The organism is Streptomyces sp. NPDC086147, from assembly GCF_040702165.1.
Classification (GTDB): domain Bacteria; phylum Actinomycetota; class Actinomycetes; order Streptomycetales; family Streptomycetaceae; genus Streptomyces.
In genome coordinates, this window is record NZ_JBFBJO010000003.1 from 207,813 (window position 1) to 231,435 (window position 23,623).

Annotated in this window: 21 protein-coding genes; 12 read left to right on the forward strand and 9 right to left on the reverse strand. The window is 70.4% G+C overall.

What is annotated here, in order from left to right; genetic code table 11:
* Positions 1 to 62 precede the first annotated feature (62 nt).
* The 7 genes from AB0398_RS09020 (at position 63) to trxA (ending at position 9,744) form a co-directional block, all read left to right on the forward strand.
* Positions 63 to 2,456 (forward strand): DUF6049 family protein, encoded by a 2,394-nt coding sequence (locus tag AB0398_RS09020; RefSeq protein WP_366373200.1) that lies wholly within the window; start codon positions 63 to 65, stop codon positions 2,454 to 2,456.
* 45 nt (positions 2,457 to 2,501) lie between these two features.
* Positions 2,502 to 4,769, forward strand: a complete 2,268-nt coding sequence (gene murJ, locus AB0398_RS09025; RefSeq protein WP_366373201.1) for a murein biosynthesis integral membrane protein MurJ — start codon at positions 2,502 to 2,504, stop codon at positions 4,767 to 4,769.
* A gap of 117 nt (positions 4,770 to 4,886) precedes the next feature.
* Positions 4,887 to 6,581, forward strand: a complete 1,695-nt coding sequence (locus AB0398_RS09030) for a protein kinase family protein (protein ID WP_366373202.1) — start codon at positions 4,887 to 4,889, stop codon at positions 6,579 to 6,581.
* 26 nt (positions 6,582 to 6,607) lie between these two features.
* A complete protein-coding gene (gene sigM, locus AB0398_RS09035) occupies positions 6,608 to 7,312 on the forward strand; it encodes an RNA polymerase sigma factor SigM (protein WP_366373203.1) in 705 nt (234 codons plus the stop codon).
* On the forward strand, positions 7,309 to 8,241 hold the full coding sequence (locus tag AB0398_RS09040; RefSeq protein WP_366373204.1) for a hypothetical protein: 933 nt from the start codon (positions 7,309 to 7,311) through the stop codon (positions 8,239 to 8,241). The genes sigM and AB0398_RS09040 overlap by 4 nt, the downstream gene beginning before the upstream one ends.
* Positions 8,242 to 8,380: 139 nt before the next feature.
* The gene (gene trxB, locus AB0398_RS09045) at positions 8,381 to 9,364 is read left to right on the forward strand and encodes a thioredoxin-disulfide reductase (protein ID WP_366373205.1); all 984 of its coding nucleotides are present in this window, start codon (positions 8,381 to 8,383) and stop codon (positions 9,362 to 9,364) included.
* 47 nt (positions 9,365 to 9,411) lie between these two features.
* Positions 9,412 to 9,744, forward strand: a complete 333-nt coding sequence (gene trxA, locus AB0398_RS09050; protein WP_366373206.1) for a thioredoxin — start codon at positions 9,412 to 9,414, stop codon at positions 9,742 to 9,744.
* A 110-nt stretch (positions 9,745 to 9,854) separates the two neighbouring features.
* On the opposite strand, the gene AB0398_RS09055 is transcribed toward trxA, so the two are convergent.
* The 9 genes from AB0398_RS09055 to rpmH all read right to left on the reverse strand — a co-directional run bounded on the left by AB0398_RS09055 (position 9,855) and on the right by rpmH (position 16,554).
* Positions 9,855 to 10,472: a GNAT family N-acetyltransferase gene (locus tag AB0398_RS09055; RefSeq protein ID WP_366373207.1), complete on the reverse strand. Its 618-nt coding sequence runs from the start codon at positions 10,470 to 10,472 to the stop codon at positions 9,855 to 9,857.
* A 168-nt stretch (positions 10,473 to 10,640) separates the two neighbouring features.
* Positions 10,641 to 11,621 (reverse strand): ParB/RepB/Spo0J family partition protein, encoded by a 981-nt coding sequence (locus tag AB0398_RS09060; RefSeq protein ID WP_366373208.1) that lies wholly within the window; start codon positions 11,619 to 11,621, stop codon positions 10,641 to 10,643.
* Positions 11,618 to 12,712 (reverse strand): ParA family protein, encoded by a 1,095-nt coding sequence (locus AB0398_RS09065; RefSeq protein ID WP_366373705.1) that lies wholly within the window; start codon positions 12,710 to 12,712, stop codon positions 11,618 to 11,620. The genes AB0398_RS09060 and AB0398_RS09065 overlap by 4 nt, the downstream gene beginning before the upstream one ends.
* A gap of 272 nt (positions 12,713 to 12,984) precedes the next feature.
* Complete coding sequence (gene rsmG, locus AB0398_RS09070; RefSeq protein ID WP_366373209.1) at positions 12,985 to 13,701, reverse strand: 16S rRNA (guanine(527)-N(7))-methyltransferase RsmG; 717 nt, start codon at positions 13,699 to 13,701, stop codon at positions 12,985 to 12,987.
* 121 nt (positions 13,702 to 13,822) lie between these two features.
* A complete protein-coding gene (locus AB0398_RS09075) occupies positions 13,823 to 14,335 on the reverse strand; it encodes a R3H domain-containing nucleic acid-binding protein (protein WP_366373210.1) in 513 nt (170 codons plus the stop codon).
* 30 nt (positions 14,336 to 14,365) lie between these two features.
* Positions 14,366 to 15,697, reverse strand: a complete 1,332-nt coding sequence (gene yidC / locus AB0398_RS09080; protein WP_366373211.1) for a membrane protein insertase YidC — start codon at positions 15,695 to 15,697, stop codon at positions 14,366 to 14,368.
* Positions 15,698 to 15,700: 3 nt separating this feature from the next.
* Entirely contained in the window at positions 15,701 to 16,027 is a 327-nt protein-coding gene (gene yidD, locus AB0398_RS09085) for a membrane protein insertion efficiency factor YidD (protein WP_015034858.1), read from the reverse strand.
* A complete protein-coding gene (gene rnpA / locus AB0398_RS09090) occupies positions 16,024 to 16,395 on the reverse strand; it encodes a ribonuclease P protein component (RefSeq protein WP_366373212.1) in 372 nt (123 codons plus the stop codon). Before rnpA ends, yidD begins: the two co-directional genes overlap by 4 nt.
* Positions 16,396 to 16,416: 21 nt before the next feature.
* Complete coding sequence (gene rpmH / locus AB0398_RS09095) at positions 16,417 to 16,554, reverse strand: 50S ribosomal protein L34 (protein ID WP_007265229.1); 138 nt, start codon at positions 16,552 to 16,554, stop codon at positions 16,417 to 16,419.
* Between the two features lie 396 nt (positions 16,555 to 16,950).
* On the opposite strand from rpmH, the gene dnaA reads away from it, so the two are divergent.
* From dnaA to AB0398_RS09120, 5 genes are all read left to right on the forward strand, one after another.
* On the forward strand, positions 16,951 to 18,723 hold the full coding sequence (gene dnaA, locus AB0398_RS09100; RefSeq protein WP_366373213.1) for a chromosomal replication initiator protein DnaA: 1,773 nt from the start codon (positions 16,951 to 16,953) through the stop codon (positions 18,721 to 18,723).
* A 903-nt stretch (positions 18,724 to 19,626) separates the two neighbouring features.
* Positions 19,627 to 20,757, forward strand: coding sequence for a DNA polymerase III subunit beta (gene dnaN / locus AB0398_RS09105; protein ID WP_030205035.1), 1,131 nt, complete (start codon positions 19,627 to 19,629; stop codon positions 20,755 to 20,757).
* A gap of 123 nt (positions 20,758 to 20,880) precedes the next feature.
* Complete coding sequence (gene gnd / locus AB0398_RS09110; RefSeq protein ID WP_366373214.1) at positions 20,881 to 21,759, forward strand: phosphogluconate dehydrogenase (NAD(+)-dependent, decarboxylating); 879 nt, start codon at positions 20,881 to 20,883, stop codon at positions 21,757 to 21,759.
* A 56-nt stretch (positions 21,760 to 21,815) separates the two neighbouring features.
* Positions 21,816 to 22,937 carry a DNA replication/repair protein RecF gene (gene recF / locus AB0398_RS09115; protein WP_366373215.1) on the forward strand — a complete coding sequence of 374 codons (1,122 nt, stop codon included), beginning with the start codon at positions 21,816 to 21,818 and terminating at the stop codon, positions 22,935 to 22,937.
* A 13-nt stretch (positions 22,938 to 22,950) separates the two neighbouring features.
* Positions 22,951 to 23,520: a DciA family protein gene (locus AB0398_RS09120; protein ID WP_366373216.1), complete on the forward strand. Its 570-nt coding sequence runs from the start codon at positions 22,951 to 22,953 to the stop codon at positions 23,518 to 23,520.
* Positions 23,521 to 23,623 lie beyond the last annotated feature (103 nt).

Here is a 23,623-nt window from a genome sequence, read left to right on the forward strand (position 1 = left end):
TGCCTGGACACAGCAACCGGGAACCCCCGACACCACAGACAACGACGAGGACGGGCGAACGCGTGGCCGAGGCGGCAGACATCAAGGGGACCGCTCCCTCACCTGCCCGCCGATGGCTGCGGCGCACACTCACCGTCACCGTGGGAGCACCCCTTCTCGCCGGACTGCTCCAGGCTCCGGTCTCCGCCGCCCCCGCCGCGGTCACCGCCCCCTCGGCGGTCGCCGCCGAGGACGCCACCGGATCGAAGACCGTCGACGTGTCGATCGACACCCTGACTCCGAACACCCCCGTCGAGGGCGACACCGTCACCCTCACGGGCATGGTCACCAACCGGGGCAAGAAGCCCGTCACCGACGCGTCCGTCGAACTGCGCGTCGGGCCCTTGATGACCAGCCGCAGCGAGATCGAGCAGGTGACGGGGCGCACGGGCTACCGGGACGACAGCGATCCTGCTCCCGTGCCGGACGCCCCCACCGCCAAGATCCCCCAGCTGGGCGCCGGTCTCAGTGCGGAGTTCTCCCTCTCCGTCCCGGTCGCCGACCTCGGACTCGACGGGGCGGGCGTCTACCAGCTCGGCGTCTCCCTCACCGGGCAGACCCCGGACCGCTCCTACCCCCGGGTGCTCGGCATCGAGCGGACCTTCCTGCCCTACCAGCCCGAGCCCACCGAGAAGAAGACCCAGATCACCTACCTCTGGCCGCTGATCGCCTCGGCCCACGTCTCGGCGGAGACGGCCACGGACGACCAGCAGACCCCGGTCTTCGAGGACGACGCCCTGGTGGCCGAGCTGCGCCCGGGCGGGCGGCTCGACCAGATGGTGGCGCTGGGCAAGGACCTGCCGGTCACCTGGGTGATCGATCCCGACCTGCTGGCCACCGTCGACGCCATGGCGAACGGCTACCGCGTCAAGAACGGCTCCCTGCACGTCCCCGGCACCCACAAGGAGCTCGCCGGGCGGTGGCTGGACGCGGTGGAGAAGGCGGTGCAGGGGCACAAGGTCGTCGCCCTCCCCTTCGCCGACCCCGACCTCGCCTCCCTGGCCCACCGCGGCAAGGACGTTCCCGGCTCCCTGGGGCACCTCCAGTCGGCCACCGCCCTCGCCGGGATGACGGTCGAGACCATCCTCCACGTGCAGCCCTCCACCGACTTCGCCTGGCCCGTCGAAGGGGCCGTCGACCCCGCCATCGTGGCGGTCGCGACCTCGGCCGGTGCCGACAAGGTGATCGCCCGCAGCGACAGCGTCCGCGACGAGCTCCCCTACACGCCCACGGCGGCCCGCCCCCTGGGCGACGGCAGCACCACGGCCGTGGTGAGCGACGCGCTCCTGTCCACCGTCTTCGAGGGCGACATGGTCCGCTCGGAGAACGCCACGCTCGCCGTCCAGGAGTTCCTCTCCCAGTCGCTCGCGATCACCCTGGAGCAGCCGGAGAAGCAGCGGAACGTCGTGGTCGCCCCCCAGCGGGTGCCGACCGTCGCCCAGGCGCAGACCATGGCGACCGCCCTGCGCGGCCTCTCCGGCCGGCGCTGGAGCCAGCCGAGCGACCTCGTCGCGGCGGCGACGGCCAAGCCCGACCCGGACGCCTCCACCGCGGTGCCCGCCGCCTCGCGGTACCCGAAGAAGCTGCGCGACCGCGAGCTGCCGGTCCAGGCCTTCCGCGACATGAAGACCACCCGGGACGAGCTGAACGACTTCAAGGTCGTCCTGACGTTCCCGGACCGCGTCGTGGCCCCGTTCGGCAACGCGGTCAACCGCGAGATGTCGACGTCCTGGCGCGACCGGACCAGGGAGGCCGCGATCTACCGGGACAACGTCCAGGGCTATCTGCAGCGGCTCACCAAGAGCATCCAGCTGGTCGACAAGTCGGACCTCACGCTCTCCGGCCGCAGCGCGACCATCCCCGTCACCGTCCAGAACAAGCTGCTGCAGGGCGTGGACCACCTGGTCCTCCGCCTCACCTCCAACAACAGGAACCGGCTGAAGATCAACGGCGAACGGATCGCCGAGCTGCCCGTGAAGGTCGGCGCCGGACACAGCCAGTCGGTGAAGTTCGACGCCACGGCCGCCGTGAACGGCCAGGTGCCGGTGACGGCCCAGCTCTACACCGAGGACGGCACCCCGTACGGGAAGCCGATGTCGTTCACCGTGAAGGTCTCCGAGATCACCCCCACGGTGATGCTGGTGATCGCCGGAGGCGTCCTCCTCCTCGTCCTCGCCGGTGTGCGGATGTACACCCAGCGCAAGCGACTGGCGGCCCAGGCCGCGGAAGCGGAAGAGGCCGAGGCGACCGAAGGGGCCGACGAGGCCGGGGAGTCGGAAGGGGCCGGAGCGGACGGGCCGGTCGCGGAGCGGAAGAAGAACGGTGCGGACGGACCCGAGCAGCCGAGTGACCCGACACCGGACACCGGGCCCGAAAGCGGCGACCCGTCGGCCACGGGTGAGAAAGTGGACCGTTGAGCGATGTCGTGGCCGGTCGGCCGGGGACGATGAGGTGGGGTAACCATGAACGCGCCGTACGACGGTGACCGCGGCCAGGGCGCGGGCGGCACCGCGCCGTCCGGTGGGACGCCCGCGGCACCCTCCGGTCCCGGCCACCCGCAGGCCCCTCAGCAGGGCGCCCCGGCACAGCACCCGCCCGGGCAGGACCCGTACGCGCAGGACCCCTACGCGCAGGATCCGTATGCCCAGGATCCGTACGCCCAGGGCGCCTACCCCCAGGACCCCTACGTCCAGGACGCCTACGCCCACGATCCGTACCGGGCGCAGGACCTCTCCGCACAGGACCCGGTGACCGAGGCGCTCTACGACCGCGCCGCGCACCCGCCGCCGCCCCCCGGCACCTACCAGGACCCCCAGGCGCTCTACCAGCAGCCGGCCGTACCCCCGCACGCCCCCGACCCCCGGGTGTGGGCGCAGACCCCGGCGCCGGAGCCCGACGGCCCCTCGCGCCACCTTCCGTACGGCGACGACGCGCGCACGGTCCAGTTCACCGGCGTCGACGACCTGGTGACCCGGGCGAGCGAGGAGACGCCCGAGCCGGACGCCTTCGCGCACCTCTACCGGGACCAGCAGGCGCCCGGCCAGGTGCCGCCGCCCACCCCGGAGCCGGACCCGCTGCCCGCGCCCGCCCCCAAGAAGACCGGCCGTGCCTCCGGGCTGCTCAAGTCGAGCGCCGTGATGGCGGCCGGCACCCTGGTCTCCCGCCTCACCGGCTTCGTCCGCAGCCTGGTCATCACCGGCGCGCTCGGCGCCGCCCTGCTCGGCGACACCTTCACCATCGCCTACACCCTGCCGACGATGATCTACATCCTCACCGTAGGCGGCGGCCTCAACTCGGTCTTCGTCCCACAGCTCGTCCGCTCGATGAAGAACGACGAGGACGGCGGCGAGGCCTTCGCCAACCGTCTGCTCACCCTGGTCATGGTGGCGCTCGCCGCGATCGTCGCGCTGGCCGTCTTCGCAGCGCCGCTGCTGATCCGGCTCATGTCGAACACCATCGCCGACGACGCGGCGGCCAACAGCGTGGCCGTCACCTTCGCCCGCTACTGCCTGCCCACGATCTTCTTCATGGGCGTGCACGTGGTGATGGGGCAGATCCTCAACGCCCGCGGCAAGTTCGGCGCGATGATGTGGACCCCGGTCCTCAACAACATTGTCATGATCGTCACCTTCGGCCTGTTCATCTGGGTCTACGGCACCTCCGCCGAGTCCCAGATGGGCGTGCAGACCATTCCGGACGAGGGCATCCGCCTGCTCGGCATCGGCACCCTGCTCGGCCTCGTCGTCCAGGCCCTGGCGATGATCCCGTACCTGCGCGAGACGGGCTTCCGCTTCCGGCCCCGCTTCGACTGGAAGGGCCACGGGCTCGGCAAGACCGTCAAGCTCGCCAAGTGGACCGTGCTCTTCGTCCTCGCCAACCAGGCGGGCGTCCTGGTCGTCACCCAGCTCGCCACCGCCGCCGGCGAGGAGTCCGGGAAGAACGGCGCGGGCTTCCTCGCCTACTCCAACGCCCAGCTGATCTGGGGCATGCCGCAGGCCATCATCACCGTCTCCGTGATGGCCGCGCTGCTGCCGCGCATCTCCCGCGCCGCCCACGACGACGACCCGGGCGCCGTCCGCGACGACATCTCGCAGGGCCTGCGGAACTCGGCCGTCGCGATCGTCCCGGTCTCCTTCGCGTTCCTGGCGCTCGGCGTCCCGATGTGCACCCTGCTCTACGCCTCCAGCGGCATCGAGGCCGCCCAGGGCATGGGCTTCATCCTGATGGCCTTCGGCCTCGGCCTGATCCCCTACTCCGTCCAGTACGTCGTGCTCCGCGGCTTCTACGCCTACGAGGACACCCGGACGCCCTTCTACAACACGGTCATCGTCGCCGCCGTCAACGCGGCCGCCTCGGCGGTCTGCTACGTCGTCCTGCCCGCCCAGTGGGCCGTCGTCGGCATGGCCGCCTCGTACGGCCTCGCCTACGCGGTCGGCGTCGGCGTCGCCTGGCGCCGGCTCCGCAACCGGCTGGGCGGCGACCTGGACGGCACCCACGTGCTGCGGACCTACGCCCGGCTCTGCATGGCCTCCGTGCCCGCCGCGATCGTCGCCGGTGCCGTCGGGTTCGGCCTCCTGAAGCTCCTCGGCGAGGACGCGCTCGGCTCGCTCGTCGCCTTGGTCGTCGGCGGGGCCGTGCTCCTCGGAGTCTTCTTCGTCGCGGCCAAGCGCATGCGGATCACGGAACTGAACACCCTGGTCGGCATGGTCCGCGGCCGCCTGGGACGCTGAACCGGAGGTCCCGCACAACCATCGACGGGGACCGCGTGTCGTGCATAGCGTCCGACTGTGGGCACAATTGGCTTGGCTGTTGGATGTGGCGCAACGGATGGGGAGGCAGGAACGACGGTGGCGGAACGTAGCACGGCTGCCGTCGACGTGGCCGACAACAGCGGTGACGACCCGCTGGCCGCCAAGGCGGACAAGGCCGCGACCGACGGGGTGGCGGAAGAACAGAAAACGGCGGGCAAGACCGCCGAGGCCACGAACAACGAGGCGGTCGAACGACAGAGCGGTGAACAGCCCTCCCTCCCGGCTCCGGAACTGCACAGCGGCCACAAACTGGCCAGGCGCTACCGGCTGGAGGAGTGCGTCACTCGTCTGGACGGCTTCAGCAGCTGGCGGGCCGTCGACGAGAAGCTCCGGCGCGCCGTCGGGGTCCATCTGCTGCCCGCCGACCACCCCCGGGCACGTTCGGTCCTGGCCGCGGCCCGCTCCGCCGCCCTCCTGGGCGACCCCCGGTTCGTCCAGGTCCTCGACGCCGTCGAGGAGAACGACCTCGTGTACGTCGTGCACGAGTGGCTGCCCGACTCCGTCGAGCTGACCGCGCTGCTCGCGGCCGGCCCGCTGGAGGCCCACGACGCCTACCAGCTCGTCAGCCAGGTCTCCCAGGCCATGGCCGCCGCCCACCGCGAAGGCCTCTCCCACCTCCGGCTCACCCCGAGCGCGGTCCTGCGCAGCTCCACCGGCCAGTACCGGATCCGTGGGCTCGCCGTGAACGCCGCCCTGCGCGGCATCACGGCCGAGCGTCCGCAGCGCACCGACACCGAGGCCATCGGCGCCCTGCTGTACGCCTCGCTCACCCAGCGCTGGCCGTACGAGAGCGACGCCCACGGTCTCTCCGGGCTGCCCAAGGGCGTCGGGCTGCTTCCGCCCGACCAGGTCCGCGCCGGCGTCCACCGGGGCCTCTCCGAGATCGCCATGCGCGCCCTCGCCAACGACGGGGCCACCGCCTCGCGCCAGGAGCCGCCCTGCACCACGCCGGACGAGCTGGCCAGGGCCGTGTCCACGATGCCCCGCGTGAAGCCGCCGGAGCCGGAGTTCGCGGCCCCGCCCGAGTACCAGCGCACGACGTACCAGCAGGGCACGTACGGGCGTCCGCAGCCGCACCCGGCGGCCACCCAGACGGTCGTCGTCCCGCCGCCCCCGCTCCAGAGCCGCACCGGCAGGGCGCTGAAGTGGACCGTCTCGGCCCTGCTGATCGCCGCCCTGGGCCTGGGCAGCTGGCAGATCGCCGACCGGCTCCTCGGCCCGAAGGAGGCCGCCCCCAAGACACCGGAAGCGCCCCCGACGGTCGTGACCGACGAGAAGCCGGTGCAGCCCAAGCCGATCTCCATCGAGTCCGCGCACGACTTCGACCCGCTGGGCGGCGGTTCGGAGAAGCCCCAGGCCATACCGAAGGCCTACGACGGTGATCCCAGCACCTACTGGTACACCGACAGCTACTACTCCGCCCGCTTCGGGAACCTGAAGACCGGCGTGGGCATCGTCCTCGACCTGGGCAAGGCCCAGAAGGTCAGCTCGGTTGACCTGTCGTTCCTGGGACACACCTCGGTGGAGCTGCGGACCGCACCCGCGGACGCGGTGTCGGCGCCGACCATGCCCTCTCAGTTCACCACCCGGGCATCCACATCCGGTACCGACGTGACGCTGAAGACCACCGTGCCCGTCACCACCCGCTACGTTCTGATCTGGCTCACCGAGCTGCCCGCCAACGACGGGGGCTTCCGCGGCAAGCTGACGGAAATCAAGATCCTGGGCTGACGACCGCACAGGGAGGGGGCTCACCGTTGGACGATCCGATAGACGAGGCCACCGACGACCGGGAGCTCCTGGCCCGTCACGTCGCCGGGGACCACGATGCCTTCGGTGAGCTCGTGCGGCGGCACCGCGATCGGCTGTGGGCGGTGGCCCTGCGGACCCTGGGGGACCGCGAGGAGGCCGCTGACGCCGTCCAGGACGCGCTTCTCTCGGCCTTCCGCGCCGCCCACACCTTCCGCGGCCAGTCGGCCGTCACGACCTGGCTCCACCGGATCACGGTGAACGCCTGCCTCGACCGGGCGCGCAAGACCGCCTCACGCCGGACCTCGCCCGTGAACGACGACGACCGCTTCGAACAGCTCCTCGACCCGCACGAGTCCGCCGAGGCACCTGTGGAGCGCCGGGACCTCCACCGCGAGGTCCTGGCCGCGCTCGCCTCGATCCCCGCCGATCAGCGGGCCGCCCTCGTCCTGGTCGACATGCAGGGATACCCGGTCGCGGAAGCGGCCCGTATCCTCGGCGTTCCCGCCGGAACCGTGAAGAGCCGCTGCGCACGGGGCCGGGCACGCCTCCTTCCCCTGGTCACTCATCTGCGGGCCGACACCGTGGGTAACGAGGCCACCGAAGGGGGAAGGAACCGGACGCCGGGGACATCCGTCCCACCGGTGCCGGGGCCGACGGACACCGGACCGACTGATCCAGCTGCTGTGAAGGGCGGAGGTGGGCGCACGTGACTTCCACGGCCGACAGGGCTGACACCACACAGCACCCGGACGTCTCGGAGATCTCCGACCTGACCGAGGGGCTGCTCTCGCCGTCCCGTTCCGCGGCCGTGCGCCGACACGTGGACGACTGTCCTCTCTGTGCGGACGTGCGGTCCTCCCTGGAGGAGATCCGGAGTCTGCTCGGCACCCTGCCCGGGCCGCCCCGGATGCCCGCCGAGATCGCGGGCCGGATCGACGCCGCCCTCGCCGCCGAGGCACTCCTCGACGCCACCGCCCCGGACAACGACGGCGAGGCCGCTGTTTCACGTGAAACATCGCGCCCCTCCGTGCAGCCGTCCCCCTCCTCCTCTCCGGCCCCGGACCGTCCCGCCGGACGTCCCCGCGCGGCCACCGGCCCGGGGCGCCCCCGTCGGCACCGCCGCCGGATCGCCCTGCTCTCCACGATCGGTGCCGCTTTCGGTGCCATGATCCTCGGAACGAGCCTGTACCTCAGCCAGGCGGGCGACACCGCCGGCGACGGCGTGGCGAACGGTGTGAAGAAGGCCGACGCCTCCGTCGAGGCCGCTGCCGCCTCCTTCTCCGGATCACCGGTCGAGAAGCGGGTCCAGGACCTCCTGGTCCCGGACAAGACGCTGAGGACCCCCCAGGGGGTCGGACCCGAATCGATGTCCTCCGACACCGGGGCCACGCCCCCCCGGCGGAGCGGCGACAGTGCCGTCCCCGCCTGCGTCCTCGCCGGCACCGGCCGCACCGACACGGTGCTGGGCCACGAGCGGGGCGAGTACCAGGGGAAGCCCGCCTATCTGCTCGTCCTGCCGGACCCCACCGACACCACACGGGTCCAGGCCTATGTGGTCGACGCCTCCTGCGCCGACCGGGCGGAGAGCGGAGCTCCCGCCGCCGAGGTCCTCCTCAGCAAGGCCTACCCCCGCTCCTGAACCCCTCTCTCCCGCCCCTGTCACGTGCCGCGCGGCGGTCTCGGGAATGCACGCCCCTTAGGATCCGTTGGGTGGGGTGAGCGACCGAGACAACCGCCCCCGTAGGCAGTGGCAGTCTGCAGAGACGAGGAAGAAACCCGTGAGCGACGTCCGTAATGTGATCATCATCGGCTCGGGGCCCGCGGGATACACCGCTGCGCTCTACACGGCCCGAGCGTCGCTGAAGCCTCTGGTCTTCGAGGGTGCGGTCACCGCCGGTGGCGCCCTGATGAACACGACCGAGGTCGAGAACTTCCCCGGCTTCCGTGACGGCATCATGGGCCCGGACCTGATGGACAACATGCGGGCCCAGGCCGAGCGCTTCGGCGCCGAGCTCGTCCCGGACGACGTCGTCGCCGTGGACCTGACCGGTGAGATCAAGACCGTCACCGACACCGCCGGCACCGTGCACCGCGCCAAGGCCGTCATCGTCACTACGGGCTCCCAGCACCGCAAGCTCGGCCTCCCCAACGAGGACGCCCTCTCCGGCCGCGGTGTCTCCTGGTGCGCCACCTGCGACGGGTTCTTCTTCAAGGACCAGGACATCGCCGTCGTCGGCGGCGGTGACACCGCGATCGAGGAGGCCACCTTCCTCTCGCGCTTCGCCAAGTCCGTCACCATCGTCCACCGCCGCGACACCCTGCGCGCCTCGAAGGCCATGCAGGACCGCGCCTTCGCCGACCCGAAGATCTCCTTCGCCTGGGACAGCGAGGTCACCACAATCCACGGGGACCAGAAGCTCAGCGGTGTGACCCTGCGCGACACGAAGACCGGCGTGACCCGCGAGCTCCCGGTCACCGGCCTCTTCATCGCCGTGGGCCACGACCCGCGGACCGAGCTCTTCAAGGGCCAGCTGGACCTGGACGACGAGGGCTACCTCGAGGTCGCCGCCCCGTCGACGCGCACGAACCTCCCGGGTGTCTTCGGTGCCGGTGACGTCGTCGACCACACCTACCGCCAGGCCATCACGGCCGCCGGTACCGGCTGCTCCGCCGCGCTCGACGCCGAGCGCTTCCTGGCCGCCCTCGCCGACACCGAGAAGGTGGCCGAGCCCGAGAAGCTGGCCGAGACCCCCGTGGTCTGACCCCGCCCGTCCCCCCACCCACACCCCGCGAATTCAAGGAGGCCGCTGTGGCCCTGAAGTCTGTGACCGACGCCACCTTCGAAGAGGAAGTCCTCAAGAGCGAGAAGCCCGTTCTGGTGGACTTCTGGGCCGAGTGGTGCGGTCCGTGCCGCCAGATCGCCCCGTCGCTGGAGGCGATCGCCGCCGAGCACGGTGAGATCGAGGTCGTGAAGCTCAACATCGACCAGAACCCCGACACGGCCGCCAAGTACGGCGTCATGTCCATCCCGACGCTGAACGTCTACCAGGGCGGCGAGGTCGTGAAGACCATCGTCGGTGCCAAGCCGAAGGCCGCCATCCTGCGCGACCTGGAGGGCTTTGTCGAGGCCCCCAAGGTCTGATGTCTCTTCGCTGTTTCACGTGAAACATTCAGGTGGAACAACAGCGGCCCGCTCCCTCGCCGGGGCGGGCCGTTCTCGTATCCGGAGGAGCCGCGTTTACTTCCCCGGAGCTAGAGGGGACGCAGGGCGGGCTCCTTCTGTACGGCTCCGAGCAGGCGGTCCAGGGCCATCTCGACGTCCTCCTTCCAGGAGAGCGTCGTCCTGAGATCCAGCCTCAGCCGGGGAAAGGCATGGTGCGGTCGAACGGTCTTGAAGCCCACCGCGAGCAGATGATCGGCCGGCAGTACACAGGCCGGCTCCTTCCAGCGGGCGTCCCCGAACGCCTCGATCGCCTTGAAGCCCCGCCTCAGCACGTCCTTGGCCACGGTCTGCACCATCACGCGCCCCAGCCCCTGGCCCTGATAACCCGGCATGACCCACGACGTCATCAACTGGACGGCGTCAGCCGCCACGGGACTCGTCGGAAAGGCCGTCGACCGCGGCACATAGGCCGGAGGAGCGTAGAGGACGTAGCCGACCGGCACCTCGTCGACGTAGACCACCCGACCGCAGGAGCCCCACTCCAGAAGCACGGCCGAGATCCAGGACTCCTTCTCCGGCTCCGCGCGTCCCGCCTTCACGGCGGCCTCACCGCTAACCGGGTCGAGCTCCCAGAAGACGCAGGAGCGACATCGTGTGGGGAGGTCCGGAAGGTTGTCCAGCGTGAGCGGTATGAGCCGACGCCCCACGGCTGTTCCTCACTTCCCTCGCCTTCGCGTACGCATGTGCCTCTCGGAATCGTATCGATCGGACGATCGGGAGGACACCGCCCACAGGCAAAGGGCGGGCCACGGCCCGGTGGAACCGGATCGTGGCCCGCCCTCGCGTGACCTCGGTGAAGCGGGTGTGCGAGGGGGTCAGCCCCTGGCGCCCTGTTCGACGCTCTTCTGGTCCAGGACCCGGCCCTCGCCCGGGGCCAGGGTCGAGAGGATCCGCTCCAGATCGTCCATAGAGGCGAACTCGACGACGATCTTGCCCTTCTTCTGCCCCAGGTCCACCTTCACCCGGGTCTCGAAGCGGTCCGAGAGCCGGGTGGCCAGGTCCGTGAGAGCGGGCGAGACACGGCCACCGGCACGCGGCTTCTTCGGCTTGACCGCACCGGCGGGCTCCTCGGAGCCCAGGAGGCTCACGATCTCCTCGACGGAGCGCACCGAGAGGCCCTCGGAGACGATCCGGGCCGCCAGCTTGTCCTGGCTCTCCACGTCCTCCACACCGAGCAGGGCCCGTGCGTGGCCGGCGGAGAGCACCCCGGCGGCAACCCGGCGCTGTACCGGGGGAGAGAGGCGCAGCAGCCGCAGCGTGTTGGAGATCTGCGGACGGGAGCGTCCGATCCGGTCCGCGAGCTGATCGTGGGTGCAGCCGAAGTCCTTGAGCAGCTGCTCGTAGGCGTGCGCCTCTTCGATCGCGTTCAGCTGCGCCCGGTGGAGGTTCTCCAGGAGCGCGTCCAGGAGCATCTTCTCGTCGTCGGTCTCCCGGACGATCGCCGGGATCCGCTCCAGACCCGCCGTCGTGGAGGCCCGCAGACGACGCTCACCCATGACGAGCTCATAGCGGTCGCCGTCGGCCTTGCGGACGACCACGGGCTGGAGCAGACCGACCTCCTTGATGGAGGTGACCAGCTCCGCGAGGGCGTCCTCGTCGAAGATCTGTCGCGGCTGGTGCCGGTTGGGCACGATGGCGTCGATCGGGATCTCGGTGAAGTACGCCCCGGCGGGGGTCTCCGGCTCGGCCGTCTTCACTGCCTCGGCCCATGCCACCGCCGACTCGGGAGACGGAGCGCTCTGCGGGATCAGCGAACCGAGCCCACGCGGCCCCAATCCCCTACGTCGCTCACTCACTGAATTCCCTCCGACATGCTGCGCTGATGGTTCTGGTGCCCCACACGTGCGTGCTGGGCGTCATAGTGCACGGTGACGCCCCGGAGGGCGATCTCGCGAGCCGCTTCGATGTACGACAGAGCACCACTGGAGCCCGGATCGTACGTGATCACCGTCTGGCCGTAGCTCGGCGCCTCCGAGATGCGGACGGAACGGGGGATGCTGGTCCGCAGCACCTCCTCGCCGAAGTGGGTGCGCACCTCTTCGGCGACCTGGGAGGCGAGCCTCGTGCGGCCGTCGTACATGGTGAGCAGGATGGTCGAGACGTGGAGCGTGGGGTTCAGGTGCCCCCGGACCAGGTCGACGTTCTTCAGGAGCTGCCCGAGGCCCTCCAGTGCGTAGTACTCGCACTGGATCGGGATCAGCACCTCGGCCCCCGCCACCAGGGCGTTGACCGAGAGGAGGCCGAGCGAGGGCGGGCAGTCGATCAGGATGTAGTCCAGCGGCTGCTCATAGGCCTGGATCGCCCGCTGAAGGCGGCTCTCACGTGCCACCAGCGACACCAGCTCGATCTCCGCACCGGCGAGATCGATGGTGGCGGGGGCGCAGAAGAGGCCTTCCACGTCCATGACGGGCTGCACCACTTCGGAGAGCGGCCGGCTGTCCACCAGGACGTCGTAGATCGAGGGGACGCTGGCGTGGTGGTCGATGCCGAGCGCCGTGGAGGCGTTTCCCTGCGGGTCCAGGTCGATGACCAGGACGCGGGCGCCGTGCAGGGCCAGGGACGCGGCGAGATTGACCGTCGTGGTCGTCTTGCCCACGCCACCCTTCTGGTTGGCGACCACCATGACGCGAGTCTGGGCCGGGCGGGGAAGCCCCTCACCGGCACGCCCCAGGGCCTCTACTGCCAGCTGGGCAGCGCGACCGATGGGGGTGTCGTCCATGGGGGGCGGCGTTTCCATGGAGGGCGATGTTTCACGTGAAACATCGCCTCCCACCGATTCGGTTCGGGGGCCGGGGACCGGATCGGTCATCGGTCCCGCGATGTTGGCGTCGGACCGCAAGGATTCACTCTCCTCGACTTCGGGCTCGCAATGAGGAGAGCCTGCCATGCTTTCGGGGTCGCGAACCAGCGAGGTCGGGGGTTCTGTGGAGGAATCCACCTCTGTGGACATCTCCGTAACCCTCGCGGGTGGATTCACGCGGGGCCTACGGTCCCGGGGCGTGGCGGCTGCCCGACCACGGCTGATGATCCCCTGCAGCAGTGAGCGATGTTTCACGTGAAACACCATGCCCGTGCCATCCCGCCGGGACCGGCCGACACTCCGAAATCGGACGTATGCGACGCCCGGCGGCGTCAGCCGGCCCTGCCGTCGGGGTCCCGTCAGCGGCGCCGGCGGACCTTGCTCGTACGGGCGGCCTTGGCCCGCTTGGCCGCGAACCGCACACCGCCGGGGCTCTCGCCGACCTCCACCCGGACGACCGTGGACATCGGATCGACGATCCCCTCGCCCACGTGCAGCACCGAGGTCTCCACCACGCCGAGCCGGGAGAGGGCGGCACGAGCGCCGTCGATCTCCTCCTGCGCGGTGTCGCCCTTGAGTGCCAGCATCTCTCCGTACGGACGCAGCAGGGGAACGCCCCAGCCGGCCAGCCGGTCCAGCGGAGCCACCGCGCGCGCGGTCACCACGTGCACGGGCGTGATCTTGTCGAGCATCTCCTCCGCGCGCCCCCGGACCACGGTGACGTGGTCGAGGCCGAGCAGCTCGACGACCTCCTGGAGGAAGTTCGTCCGGCGCAGCAGCGGTTCCAGGAGCGTGATCTTCAGGTCCGGCCGGACCAGGGCCAGCGGGATGCCCGGTAGACCGGCGCCCGAGCCGACGTCGCAGACCGTGACGCCCTCGGGGACGACCTCCGAGAGGACGGCGCAGTTCAGCAGGTGGCGTTCCCAGAGCCTCGGGACCTCGCGCGGGCCGATCAGACCGCGCTTCACCCCCGCGTCCGCGAGGAGCTCGGCGTACCGCACGGCCTCCGGGAAGTACTCACCGAAGACTGTCCGTGCCTGCTCCGGCGCCTCGGGGAGCTCCGCTGCCTCCGTCACGGGAACCGTCCTTCCGTACCGCACGCATGACGTGCGAGCGCACTGTGGTGGTGGCTGAACTATCGGGCTGACAAAGATCGGCCCCGCCTGTGGACAGACGGGGCCGAGACTACGTGAGGGGTCAGGCCGGGAGCACGACGACGAAGCGCTGCGGCTCCTCGCCCTCGGACTCGCTGCGCAGACCGGCGGCGGCGATCGCGTCGTGCACGACCTTGCGCTCGAACGGCGTCATCGGGTCCAGCTTGACCGGCTGGCCGCCGGCCTTCACCTCGGCCGCGGCCTTGGCGCCCAGCTCGGCGAGCTCGGTGCGCTTCTTGGCACGGAAGCCGGCGATGTCGAGCATCAGACGGCTGCGGTCCCCGGTCTCCCGGTGCACGGCCAGGCGGGTCAGCTCCTGAAGCGCCTCCAGGACCTCGCCGTCGCGGCCCACCAGCTTCTGGAGGTCACGGCTGTGGGAGTCGCTGATGATCGAGACCGCCGCCCGGTCCGCCTCGACGTCCATGTCGATGTCGCCGTCGAGATCGGCGATGTCGAGCAGGCCTTCGAGGTAGTCGGCCGCGATCTCACCCTCCTGCTCCAGGCGGGTCAGGGTGTCGCCACCCTCGGCGGCGGCGGAGGTGGTGCCTTCCGTCACGGACGGGCTCCTTCTTGCGTCGGGGGAGGCTTACTTCTTGGAGGAGGGGTGCTTGGGCCGCTGCTGGCCCTTGCGCTGACCGGTCTTGCCCTGCTGGCGGGAGTTGCCGGAGTTGGCGCGGCTCGGACGCGCGGGCTTGTCGCCCTGGGCCTCGTCCTTCGCGGCGGTGACGTCGGTGGCACCGGTCTTGGCCGGACCCTGGGGCTTCTTCTCCAGCGAGGGGGACGCCTTCTCGGCGACGTGCTCGGAGACCTCGTCGGTGTCCTTGGCCATGGTCGGCTGGGCCGCGGCGGCCTGGCGCTGGGCCTTGGTCTGGCGCTTGGGCTGCTGGCGCTTGGCGGCGGCACCGCCCTCGGCCTCGGCCGCGATGGTGTCGCCCTTGATCACGGTGCCGTCGGCCTGAGCGGCGAAGCCGGCCTTGGCGAGGCCCCCGAAGAAGCGGCGCTCGTTCTCGTTGCGGTCGCTGCCCTTGGCGACGACGACCTTGACGACGCTCTTGCGGCGACGGCCGCGGACCTCGCCGTGGTGGGTGATGCTCTTGAGCAGGCGCTGGAGGTAGGCGTCCTGGGCCTTGCTGCCCGGCGTCGGGTTCTGGTTGATCACGTACATCTGCTGGCCCATGGTCCACACGTTGGTGGTCAGCCAGTAGACGAGGACGCCGACGGGGAAGTTGATGCCCATGACGGCGAAGATCACCGGGAAGATGTACATGAGCATCTTCTGCTGCTGCATGTACGGGGTCTTCACCGAGAGGTCGACGTTCTTCATCATCAGCTGGCGCTGGGTGAAGAACTGCGAGGCCGACATCATGATGATCATGATCGCGGTGACGATGCGGACATCGGTCAGCGAGGCGTTGAGGGCCTCGACCTTCTCCGGGCTGTCCATGAACTTCGCCGCGATCGGGGCGCCGAAGATGTGGGCCTGCCGGGCGCTGTCGACCAGCGCCTGGTTCATGACGCCGATCTCCTTGCCCGACGCGATGTTGGACAGCACGTGGTAGAGGGCGAAGAAGAACGGCGACTGGGCCAGGATGGGAAGGCACGAGGAGAGCGGGTTGGTGCCCGTCTCCTTGTACAGCTTCATCATCTCTTCGGACTGACGCTGCTTGTCGCTCTTGTAGCGCTCCTGGATCGCCTTCATCTTCGGCTGGAGCGCCTGCATGTTCCGCGTCGACTTGATCTGCTTCACGAAGAGCGGGATCAGACAGATGCGGATCAGGACCACGAGGGACACGATGGACAGACCCCAGGCCCACCCGGTGTCGGGGCCGAAGATCGCTCCGTACACCTTGTGGAACTGGACGATGACCCAGGAAACGGGCCAGGTGATGAAGCTGAACAGACTGGCAATCGTGTCCACTAATCAGGCTCCTTGAGCATTGGGCGAGGTCTCTGCGGCCGGGCTCGTCTCGGCGGTGGACCCGCCCTTGTCGCCGCGCAACGCGTTCCTCAGCATTTCGTGCCAGCGGGGGCGCTTCCGCGGGGGAACGTGGTCCACACCGCCGGGCGACCACGGGTTGCACCGCAGGATGCGCCAGGCGGTCAGGGCCGTACCCTTGATCGCGCCATGCCGGTCGATGGCCGTGAATCCGTAGTGGGAACACGACGGGTAGTACCGGCAGACGGGGCCCAGCAGGGGGCTGATCGTCCACTGGTACAGCTTGATGAGAGCCAGCAGCGGGTACTTCATCGCGTGCCCCCTCCCAGGAGCCGCCGAAGAGCGGCGTCCAGGTCTCGGGCCAGCTGTGCGTGATCGGCGTCGCCGGCTCCGGGCAACGCCCGTACCACCACCAGGCTACCGGGGGGCAGGGCGGAGAGGCGGTCTCGGACGAGGTGACGCAGACGACGCTTCACCTGGGTGCGTACGACCGCACCGCCCACGGCCTTGCTCACGACGAAACCCGCACGCGTCGGGGAAGCGCTCTCCCCAGGCGCGTGCGGGTCCGTTGCACCGCTGTGCAGGTGGACGACGAGGAGCGGGCGACCGGCCCGGCGCCCTCGGCGTACCGCGGTTGCGAAGTCCTCGCGCCGCCTCAGCCGATTCTCGGTAGGCAGCACGTCATGACCTGTTTAAGTGGATCAGGCGGACAGCGCCGAGCGACCCTTGGAACGGCGGTTCGCAAGGATGGCGCGGCCGGCGCGCGTACGCATCCGCAGGCGGAAGCCGTGGGTCTTCGCGCGACGACGGTTGTTCGGCTGGAAGGTGCGCTTGCTCACTCGGGGGCTCCAGAAATGATTCGGGTGGTGGCGGGACATCGCCTGGCTGTCACCGTGCGCCCACGAGTAGCTCGCAATACGCCCGAGTGCACCGCTTCGTGATCACGGAGAGTGATCTTTGCCCATCGGAGGCAGGCGGCAGCAGCCATCGACAACTCGACCTGGTTACGGTACGCGCGGCTACGCCATCCGGTCAAACCGACCTGTCGTCACCCCCCATTGTGCACAGGCTGTGGACAACAACTTGAACCACGTCAGTCCGCCCGACTACCGTGGGCGGACTCCACAATCTTTTCCGTTCTGTCCTCACCTGTCCTCAACGGACCGGTCTTCCGGACTTCGATCCACCGTCCCCGAGAACCACACCTTCGTGGGACCTGCGAGAAAGCGTGCCCTGTGGCTGACGTACCTGCCGATCTTGCCGCAGTGTGGCCGCGGGTCCTCGAACAGCTCCTCGCCGAGGGCCAGCAGGGGATCGAGCCCAAGGACAAGCAGTGGATCGAGCGCTGCCAGCCGCTCGCCCTGGTCGCCGACACGGCCCTCCTGGCCGTGCCCAACGAGTGGGGGAAGCGGGTCCTGGAGGGCCGGCTCGCCCCGCTGATCAGCGAGACCCTCAGCCGCGAGTGCGGCCGGCCGATCCGGATCGCGATCACCGTCGACGACTCCGTCGGCGAGCCGGCGCCGCCCGTGCCCACCGTGCCGCAGCCGCAGCCCCGCTACGACGAGCGCGACCGGTCCGACTCGTACGACAAGTACGACGGCTACGGGCACCGGCCGATGTCCGACGACGGGCTGCCGACCGCGCGCCCGGCCTACCCGGACTACCAGCAGCCGCAGCGGCCGGACCCCGGCTCCTGGCCGCGCGCCCAGGAGGACCTCTCCTGGCAGCAGCCGCGGCTCGGCGGCTACCAGGAGCGCGCGCCGTACACCGGGCCCGAGCAGTCCCGGCAGACGCGCTACGACGAGCCCTCCCACGGCTACGAGCAGCAGCGGCCCGAGCGCGCCGAGCTGCCCGACCCGCCGGGCCACGCCGCGCGTCCCGGCCCCCGGCCGGGCGGCGGCCCCGGCCCCGGGGGCGTCCACGGCTCCTCGTCCTCCGGTTCCTCCGGGCAGGGCTCCGGCGCCCCGGGCGAGCAGCACGCGCGCCTGAACCCCCGGTACCTCTTCGACACCTTCGTGATCGGTTCCTCGAACCGGTTCGCGCACGCGGCCGCGGTCGCGGTGGCCGAGGCGCCGGCGAAGGCGTACAACCCCCTCTTCATCTACGGGGAGTCGGGGCTCGGCAAGACCCATCTGCTGCACGCGATCGGACACTACGCGCGGAGCCTCTACCCGGGCACGCGCGTGCGGTACGTGAGCTCCGAGGAGTTCACCAACGAGTTCATCAACTCGATCCGTGACGGCAAGGGCGACACCTTCCGCAAGCGCTACCGCGACGTGGACATCCTGCTCGTCGACGACATCCAGTTCCTGGCGAGCAAGGAGTCGACGCAGGAGGAGTTCTTCCACACCTTCAACACCCTCCACAACGCGAACAAGCAGATCGTGCTCTCCTCCGACCGGCCGCCCCGGCAGCTGGTGACCCTGGAGGACCGGCTCCGCAACCGCTTCGAGTGGGGCCTCACCACCGACGTGCAGCCGCCGGAGCTGGAGACACGCATCGCGATCCTCCGCAAGAAGGCGGTGCAGGAGCAGCTCAACGCCCCGCCGGAGGTACTGGAGTTCATCGCCTCCCGGATCTCGCGGAACATCCGCGAGCTGGAGGGCGCGCTGATCCGGGTGACGGCCTTCGCGAGCCTCAACCGGCAGCCGGTGGACCTCGGGCTCACCGAGGTCGTCCTCAAGGACCTGATCCCCGGCGGCGAGGACAGCGCGCCGGAGATCACCGCTCCCGCGATCATGGCGGCCACCGCGGACTACTTCGGCCTGACGGTGGAGGACCTCTGCGGATCCTCGCGCAGCCGCGTCCTGGTGACGGCCCGCCAGATCGCCATGTACCTGTGCCGCGAACTCACGGACCTGTCGCTGCCGAAGATCGGCGCGCAGTTCGGCGGCCGCGACCACACGACGGTGATGCACGCGGACCGGAAGATCCGCGCCCTGATGGCGGAGCGGCGCTCCATCTACAACCAGGTCACCGAACTGACCAACCGCATCAAGAACGGCTGACGGCCTCGACGGCGGCCGACACGGCCCCTGACCTCCGAAGGGCGCCCCGGGAAACTCTCTCTTCCCGGGGCGCCCTTCGGCGTTCCCGGGGGTCTTGTGGGGGCCTTGCGGGGCTCGCCGACGGCCGGTCACAGGCTGGGGACGGGCTGAGGACGGGCCGGCGACGGGTCAACGGCGAGGTGGAGCCGTTCGATTGCGGCGTTCCGCTGGCGGGTTCTCCACAGATTGCGGGATGATCACCCGTCCACAGGGTGGGGACTGCGAAGTTATCCGGATTCTGTCCACAGGGCTGCCTGGTGACAGGGCATCGCCCCAGATCAGGTCCCTGGGGAATTGTTGGCAAACGTTATCCACAGACTGTGGACAGAACCTTCGTCCACAGGAGGCCTCGAAGGTTGTCCACCGGCTGCCCACAGGGAGGGGTCGGTTGCCCACAGCTTCTCCACAGCGCTGTCCACTGTTCGGCAACGAAACACCCGTCCTCACCTCGTCGAGTGAAAGCCGTCACACCAAGGGAGACGATTGGGCTGTGGGGAACCTGGGTAAAGCTGGGGACAGCGCTGGGGAGAACTCCCTGTGTCCTGTGTATGGGGTGTGCAGAACTTTCGGGTGTCCACAGAGACCCCTGGTTTTCCACCGGTTCCACCCACAGGCGCAGTGGATAAAAAACTGGGTCTGACCTGCGTGGACGGGGTTATCCACGGTTTCCACAGGCCCTACTACTACTCCCACCTAGAGTTAGCTCGGAATCCGCTTTGAAGCGGGGCCTGTGCACAACTCGGCGCCGGAGCTCCGACCGCCCCTCGTCCCGACTTGACCCCGAGCAGCACCGAGTGTCGGCGGCGTACGTCAGACTGGTTCCCGCAGTCGACGAAGAGCCAGCAACAGCAGGAGGCGGTTCCGGTGAAGATCCGGGTGGAGCGCGATGTACTCGCGGAGGCGGTGGCCTGGGTGGCCCGCAGCCTCCCGGCCCGTCCGCCGGCGCCCGTACTCGCGGGCCTTCTGCTGAAGGCCGAGGACGGCGCCCTGAGCTTCTCGAGCTTCGACTACGAGGTCTCCGCGCGGGTCTCGGTCGAGGCTGAGGTCGAGGAGGACGGCACCGTCCTGGTCTCCGGCCGCCTGCTCGCCGACATCTGCCGCGCCCTCCCCAACCGTCCCGTGGAGATCTCCACAGACGGTGTACGGGCGACCGTGGTCTGCGGCTCCTCCCGCTTCACCCTCCACACCCTGCCTGTGGAGGAGTACCCGGCGCTGCCGGAGATGCCCACCGCGACGGGCACCGTCCCCGGCGAGGTCTTCGCCTCCGCCGCCGCGCAGGTGGCCATCGCCGCCGGCCGCGACGACACGCTCCCCGTCCTCACCGGCGTGCGCATCGAGATCGAGGGCGACACGGTCACCCTGGCCTCCACCGACCGCTACCGCTTCGCGGTCCGCGAGTTCCTGTGGAAGCCGGAGTCCCCGGACGCCTCCGCGGTCGCCCTGGTGCCCGCGAAGACCCTCCTGGACACCGCCAAGGCGCTCACCAGCGGCGACACGGTCACCCTGGCGCTCTCCGGCTCCGGCAAGGGCGAGGGCCTCATCGGCTTCGAGGGCGCGGGCCGCCGTACCACCACCCGGCTGCTCGAAGGCGACCTGCCGAAGTACCGGACGCTCTTCCCCACCGAGTTCAACTCGGTCGCGGTGATCGAGACCGCCCCCTTCGTCGAGGCCGTCAAGCGCGTGGCCCTGGTGGCCGAGCGCAACACCCCGGTCCGGCTGAGCTTCGAGCAGGGCGTGCTGATCCTGGAGGCGGGCTCCAGCGACGACGCACAGGCTGTGGAGAGGGTCGACGCGCAGCTGGAGGGCGACGACATCTCGATCGCCTTCAACCCGACCTTCCTGCTCGACGGCCTGAGCGCGATCGACTCCCCGGTCGCCCAGCTCTCCTTCACGACCTCCACCAAGCCGGCGCTGCTCAGCGGCAAGCCCGCCGTGGACGCCGAGGCGGACGAGGCCTACAAGTACCTGATCATGCCGGTGCGCCTCAGCGGCTGACGCCTTGCTCCGCGGCCTTCGTGGGGGCTTCGCCTGAGCGGCCGACCCCACAGGTGTGCACCCGCGTCCGGGCGTAGGCTCGGACGCGGGTACGAACCGCACACGACGCTTAAGGAATCTCTGATGGAGCTCGGTCTCGTCGGTCTCGGCAAGATGGGCGGCAACATGCGCGAGCGCATCCGCCGCGCAGGCCACACCGTCATCGGATACGACCGCAACCCGGACCTCGCCGACGTCCACAGCCTCGAAGAGCTTGTGGGCAAGCTCAAGGGTCCGCGCGTCGTGTGGGTCATGGTCCCGGCGGGCGCCGCGACCCAGTCCACCATCGACGAGCTGGCCGACCTGCTCTCCCCCGGCGACGTCGTCGTGGACGGCGGCAACTCGCGCTGGACGGACGACGAGAAGCACGCCGAGGAGCTGGCCGCCAAGGGCATCGGCTTCGTCGACTGCGGCGTCTCCGGCGGCGTCTGGGGCCTGGAGAACGGCTACGCGCTGATGTACGGCGGCGACGCCGAGAACGTGGCGAAGGTCCAGCCGGTCTTCGACGCGCTCAAGCCCGAGGGCGACTTCGGCTCGGTCCACGCGGGCAAGGTCGGCGCCGGCCACTTCGCCAAGATGGTCCACAACGGCATCGAGTACGCGATGATGCAGGCCTACGCCGAGGGCTGGGAGCTCCTGGAGAAGGTCGACTCCGTCACCGACGTGCGCGAGGTCTTCCGCTCCTGGCAGGAGGGCACGGTCATCCGCTCCTGGCTGCTCGACCTGGCCGTCAACGCCCTGGACGAGGACGAGCACCTGGACCAGCTGCGCGGCTACGCGTCGGACTCCGGCGAGGGCCGGTGGACGGTCGAGGCCGCCATCGACAACGCCGTACCGCTGCCGGCGATCACCGCCTCGCTGTTCGCGCGGTTCGCCTCGCGCCAGGACGACTCCCCGCAGATGAAGATGATCGCCGCGCTGCGCAACCAGTTCGGCGGCCACGCGGTCGAGAAGAAGAAGTAATCCACAGGCTGTGCACCCGGCGGTGCACAGCAGCCGGGGAAGGTCGGCGCCCAACCATGCACGTCACGCATCTGTCGCTGGCCGACTTCCGTTCCTACGCCCGGGTCGAGGTCCCGCTCGACCCGGGCGTCACCGCTTTAGTGGGCGCGAACGGCCAGGGCAAGACCAACCTGGTCGAGGCCGTCGGCTACCTCGCGTCGCTCGGCAGTCACCGCGTCGCCTCCGACGCCCCGCTCGTCCGGATGGGGGCGGAGCGCGCGGTGATCCGGGCCGCCGTCACCCAGGGCGAGCGCTCCCAGCTGATCGAGCTGGAGCTCAACCCGGGCCGGGCCAACCGCGCCCGTATCAACAGGTCCTCGCAGGTCAGACCGCGTGACGTGCTCGGAATCGTACGGACCGTGCTGTTCGCCCCCGAGGACCTCGCCCTGGTGAAGGGCGACCCCGGCGAGCGCCGCCGCTTCCTCGACGAGCTGATCACGGCGCGCTCGCCGCGCATGGCGGGCGTGCGCTCCGACTACGAGCGCGTGCTCAAGCAGCGCAACACGCTCCTGAAGTCGGCCGCGATGGCCCGGCGGCACGGCGGCCGGGGCATGGACCTGTCGACCCTGGACGTCTGGGACCAGCACCTGGCGCGGGCGGGCGCCGAGCTGCTCGCCCGGCGGCTCGACCTCATCGGCGTGCTGCAGCCGCTCGCGGACAAGGCGTACGAACAGCTCGCCCCCGGCGGCGGGCCGATCCTCCTGGAGTACCGCCCCTCCGCGCCGGGCCCCGGGAGCACCCGCGAGGAGCTGTACGAGCAGGTCCTCGCCGCCCTCGCCGAGGTGCGCAAGCAGGAGGTCGAGCGGGGCGTCACGCTCGTCGGACCGCACCGGGACGAGCTGCTGCTCAAGCTCGGGGACCTGCCGGCGAAGGGGTACGCGAGCCACGGCGAGTCCTGGTCGTACGCGCTCGCGCTGCGGCTGGCCTCGTACGACCTGCTGCGGGCCGAGGGCAACGAGCCGGTCCTCGTGCTCGACGACGTCTTCGCCGAGCTGGACGCGCGCCGGCGCGAGCGGCTCGCGGAGCTGGTGGCGCACGGCGAGCAGGTCCTGGTGACGGCCGCCGTGGACGACGACGTGCCGGGCGTCCTGGCCGGGGCGCGGTACGCGGTGGCCGGGGGAACGGTGGAACGCGTATGACCGTGGAGCGCGCATGAGCGAGGAAAGCCTTCCCCAGCCTGTGGACGGCGCGGCGGCTCCCGGGACCGCGGTGCCCGAGCCCTCGGGCGTCGACCTCGCCCGGGTCGCGCTGCGCGCCGCCAAGGAGCAGGCGAGGGCGCGGGGCGCGGCCGCGCAGCAGAAGAAGCAGGCCCGGCGCGGCGGCGGGCTGCGCTCCGGCGCGCGTGCCGACGGGCGCGACCCGATGGCGCTCGGCGCCGCGATCAACCGGCTGATCACCGAGCGGGGCTGGGAGACGCCTGCGGCGGTCGGCGGGGTCATGGGCCGCTGGCCGCAGATCGTCGGCGAGGACCTGGCGAAGCACTGCGTGCCGGTGCGGTTCGACGACGAGCCGGACGCGCGGGTGCTGACCGTGCAGTGCGACTCGACCGCCTGGGCCACGCAGCTGCGGCTCCTCGCGCCGACGCTCGTCGCGCGGCTCAACGAGGACCTGGGGCACGGGACGGTGCGGCTGATCAAGGTCCTGGGGCCGGGGGCGCCGCGGCGGGGATACGGGCCGCTGCGGGCGCCGGGGTCGACGGGACCCGGCGACACGTACGGCTAGGGCCTGTCCGGCGGAGCGTGGCCGGGGCCGCGACCCCTACCCGCCGGACGGGCCCCGGGGCGCCGGACGGCCGGGGTTCTCGGGGGCCGGTGCTCCCTCTGTG

Coding starts and splice junctions, on each gene's coding strand:
- murJ (WP_366373201.1), top strand. CDS start 2,502: ATGAACGCGCCGTACGACGGTGACCGCGGCCAGGGCGCGGGCGGCACC.
- AB0398_RS09065 (WP_366373705.1), bottom strand. CDS start 12,712: ATGGCAGGCTCTCCTCATTGCGAGCCCGAAGTCGAGGAGAGTGAATCC.
- yidD (WP_015034858.1), bottom strand. CDS start 16,027: ATGAAGTACCCGCTGCTGGCTCTCATCAAGCTGTACCAGTGGACGATC.
- gnd (WP_366373214.1), top strand. CDS start 20,881: ATGGAGCTCGGTCTCGTCGGTCTCGGCAAGATGGGCGGCAACATGCGC.
- recF (WP_366373215.1), top strand. CDS start 21,816: ATGCACGTCACGCATCTGTCGCTGGCCGACTTCCGTTCCTACGCCCGG.
- AB0398_RS09120 (WP_366373216.1), top strand. CDS start 22,951: ATGAGCGAGGAAAGCCTTCCCCAGCCTGTGGACGGCGCGGCGGCTCCC.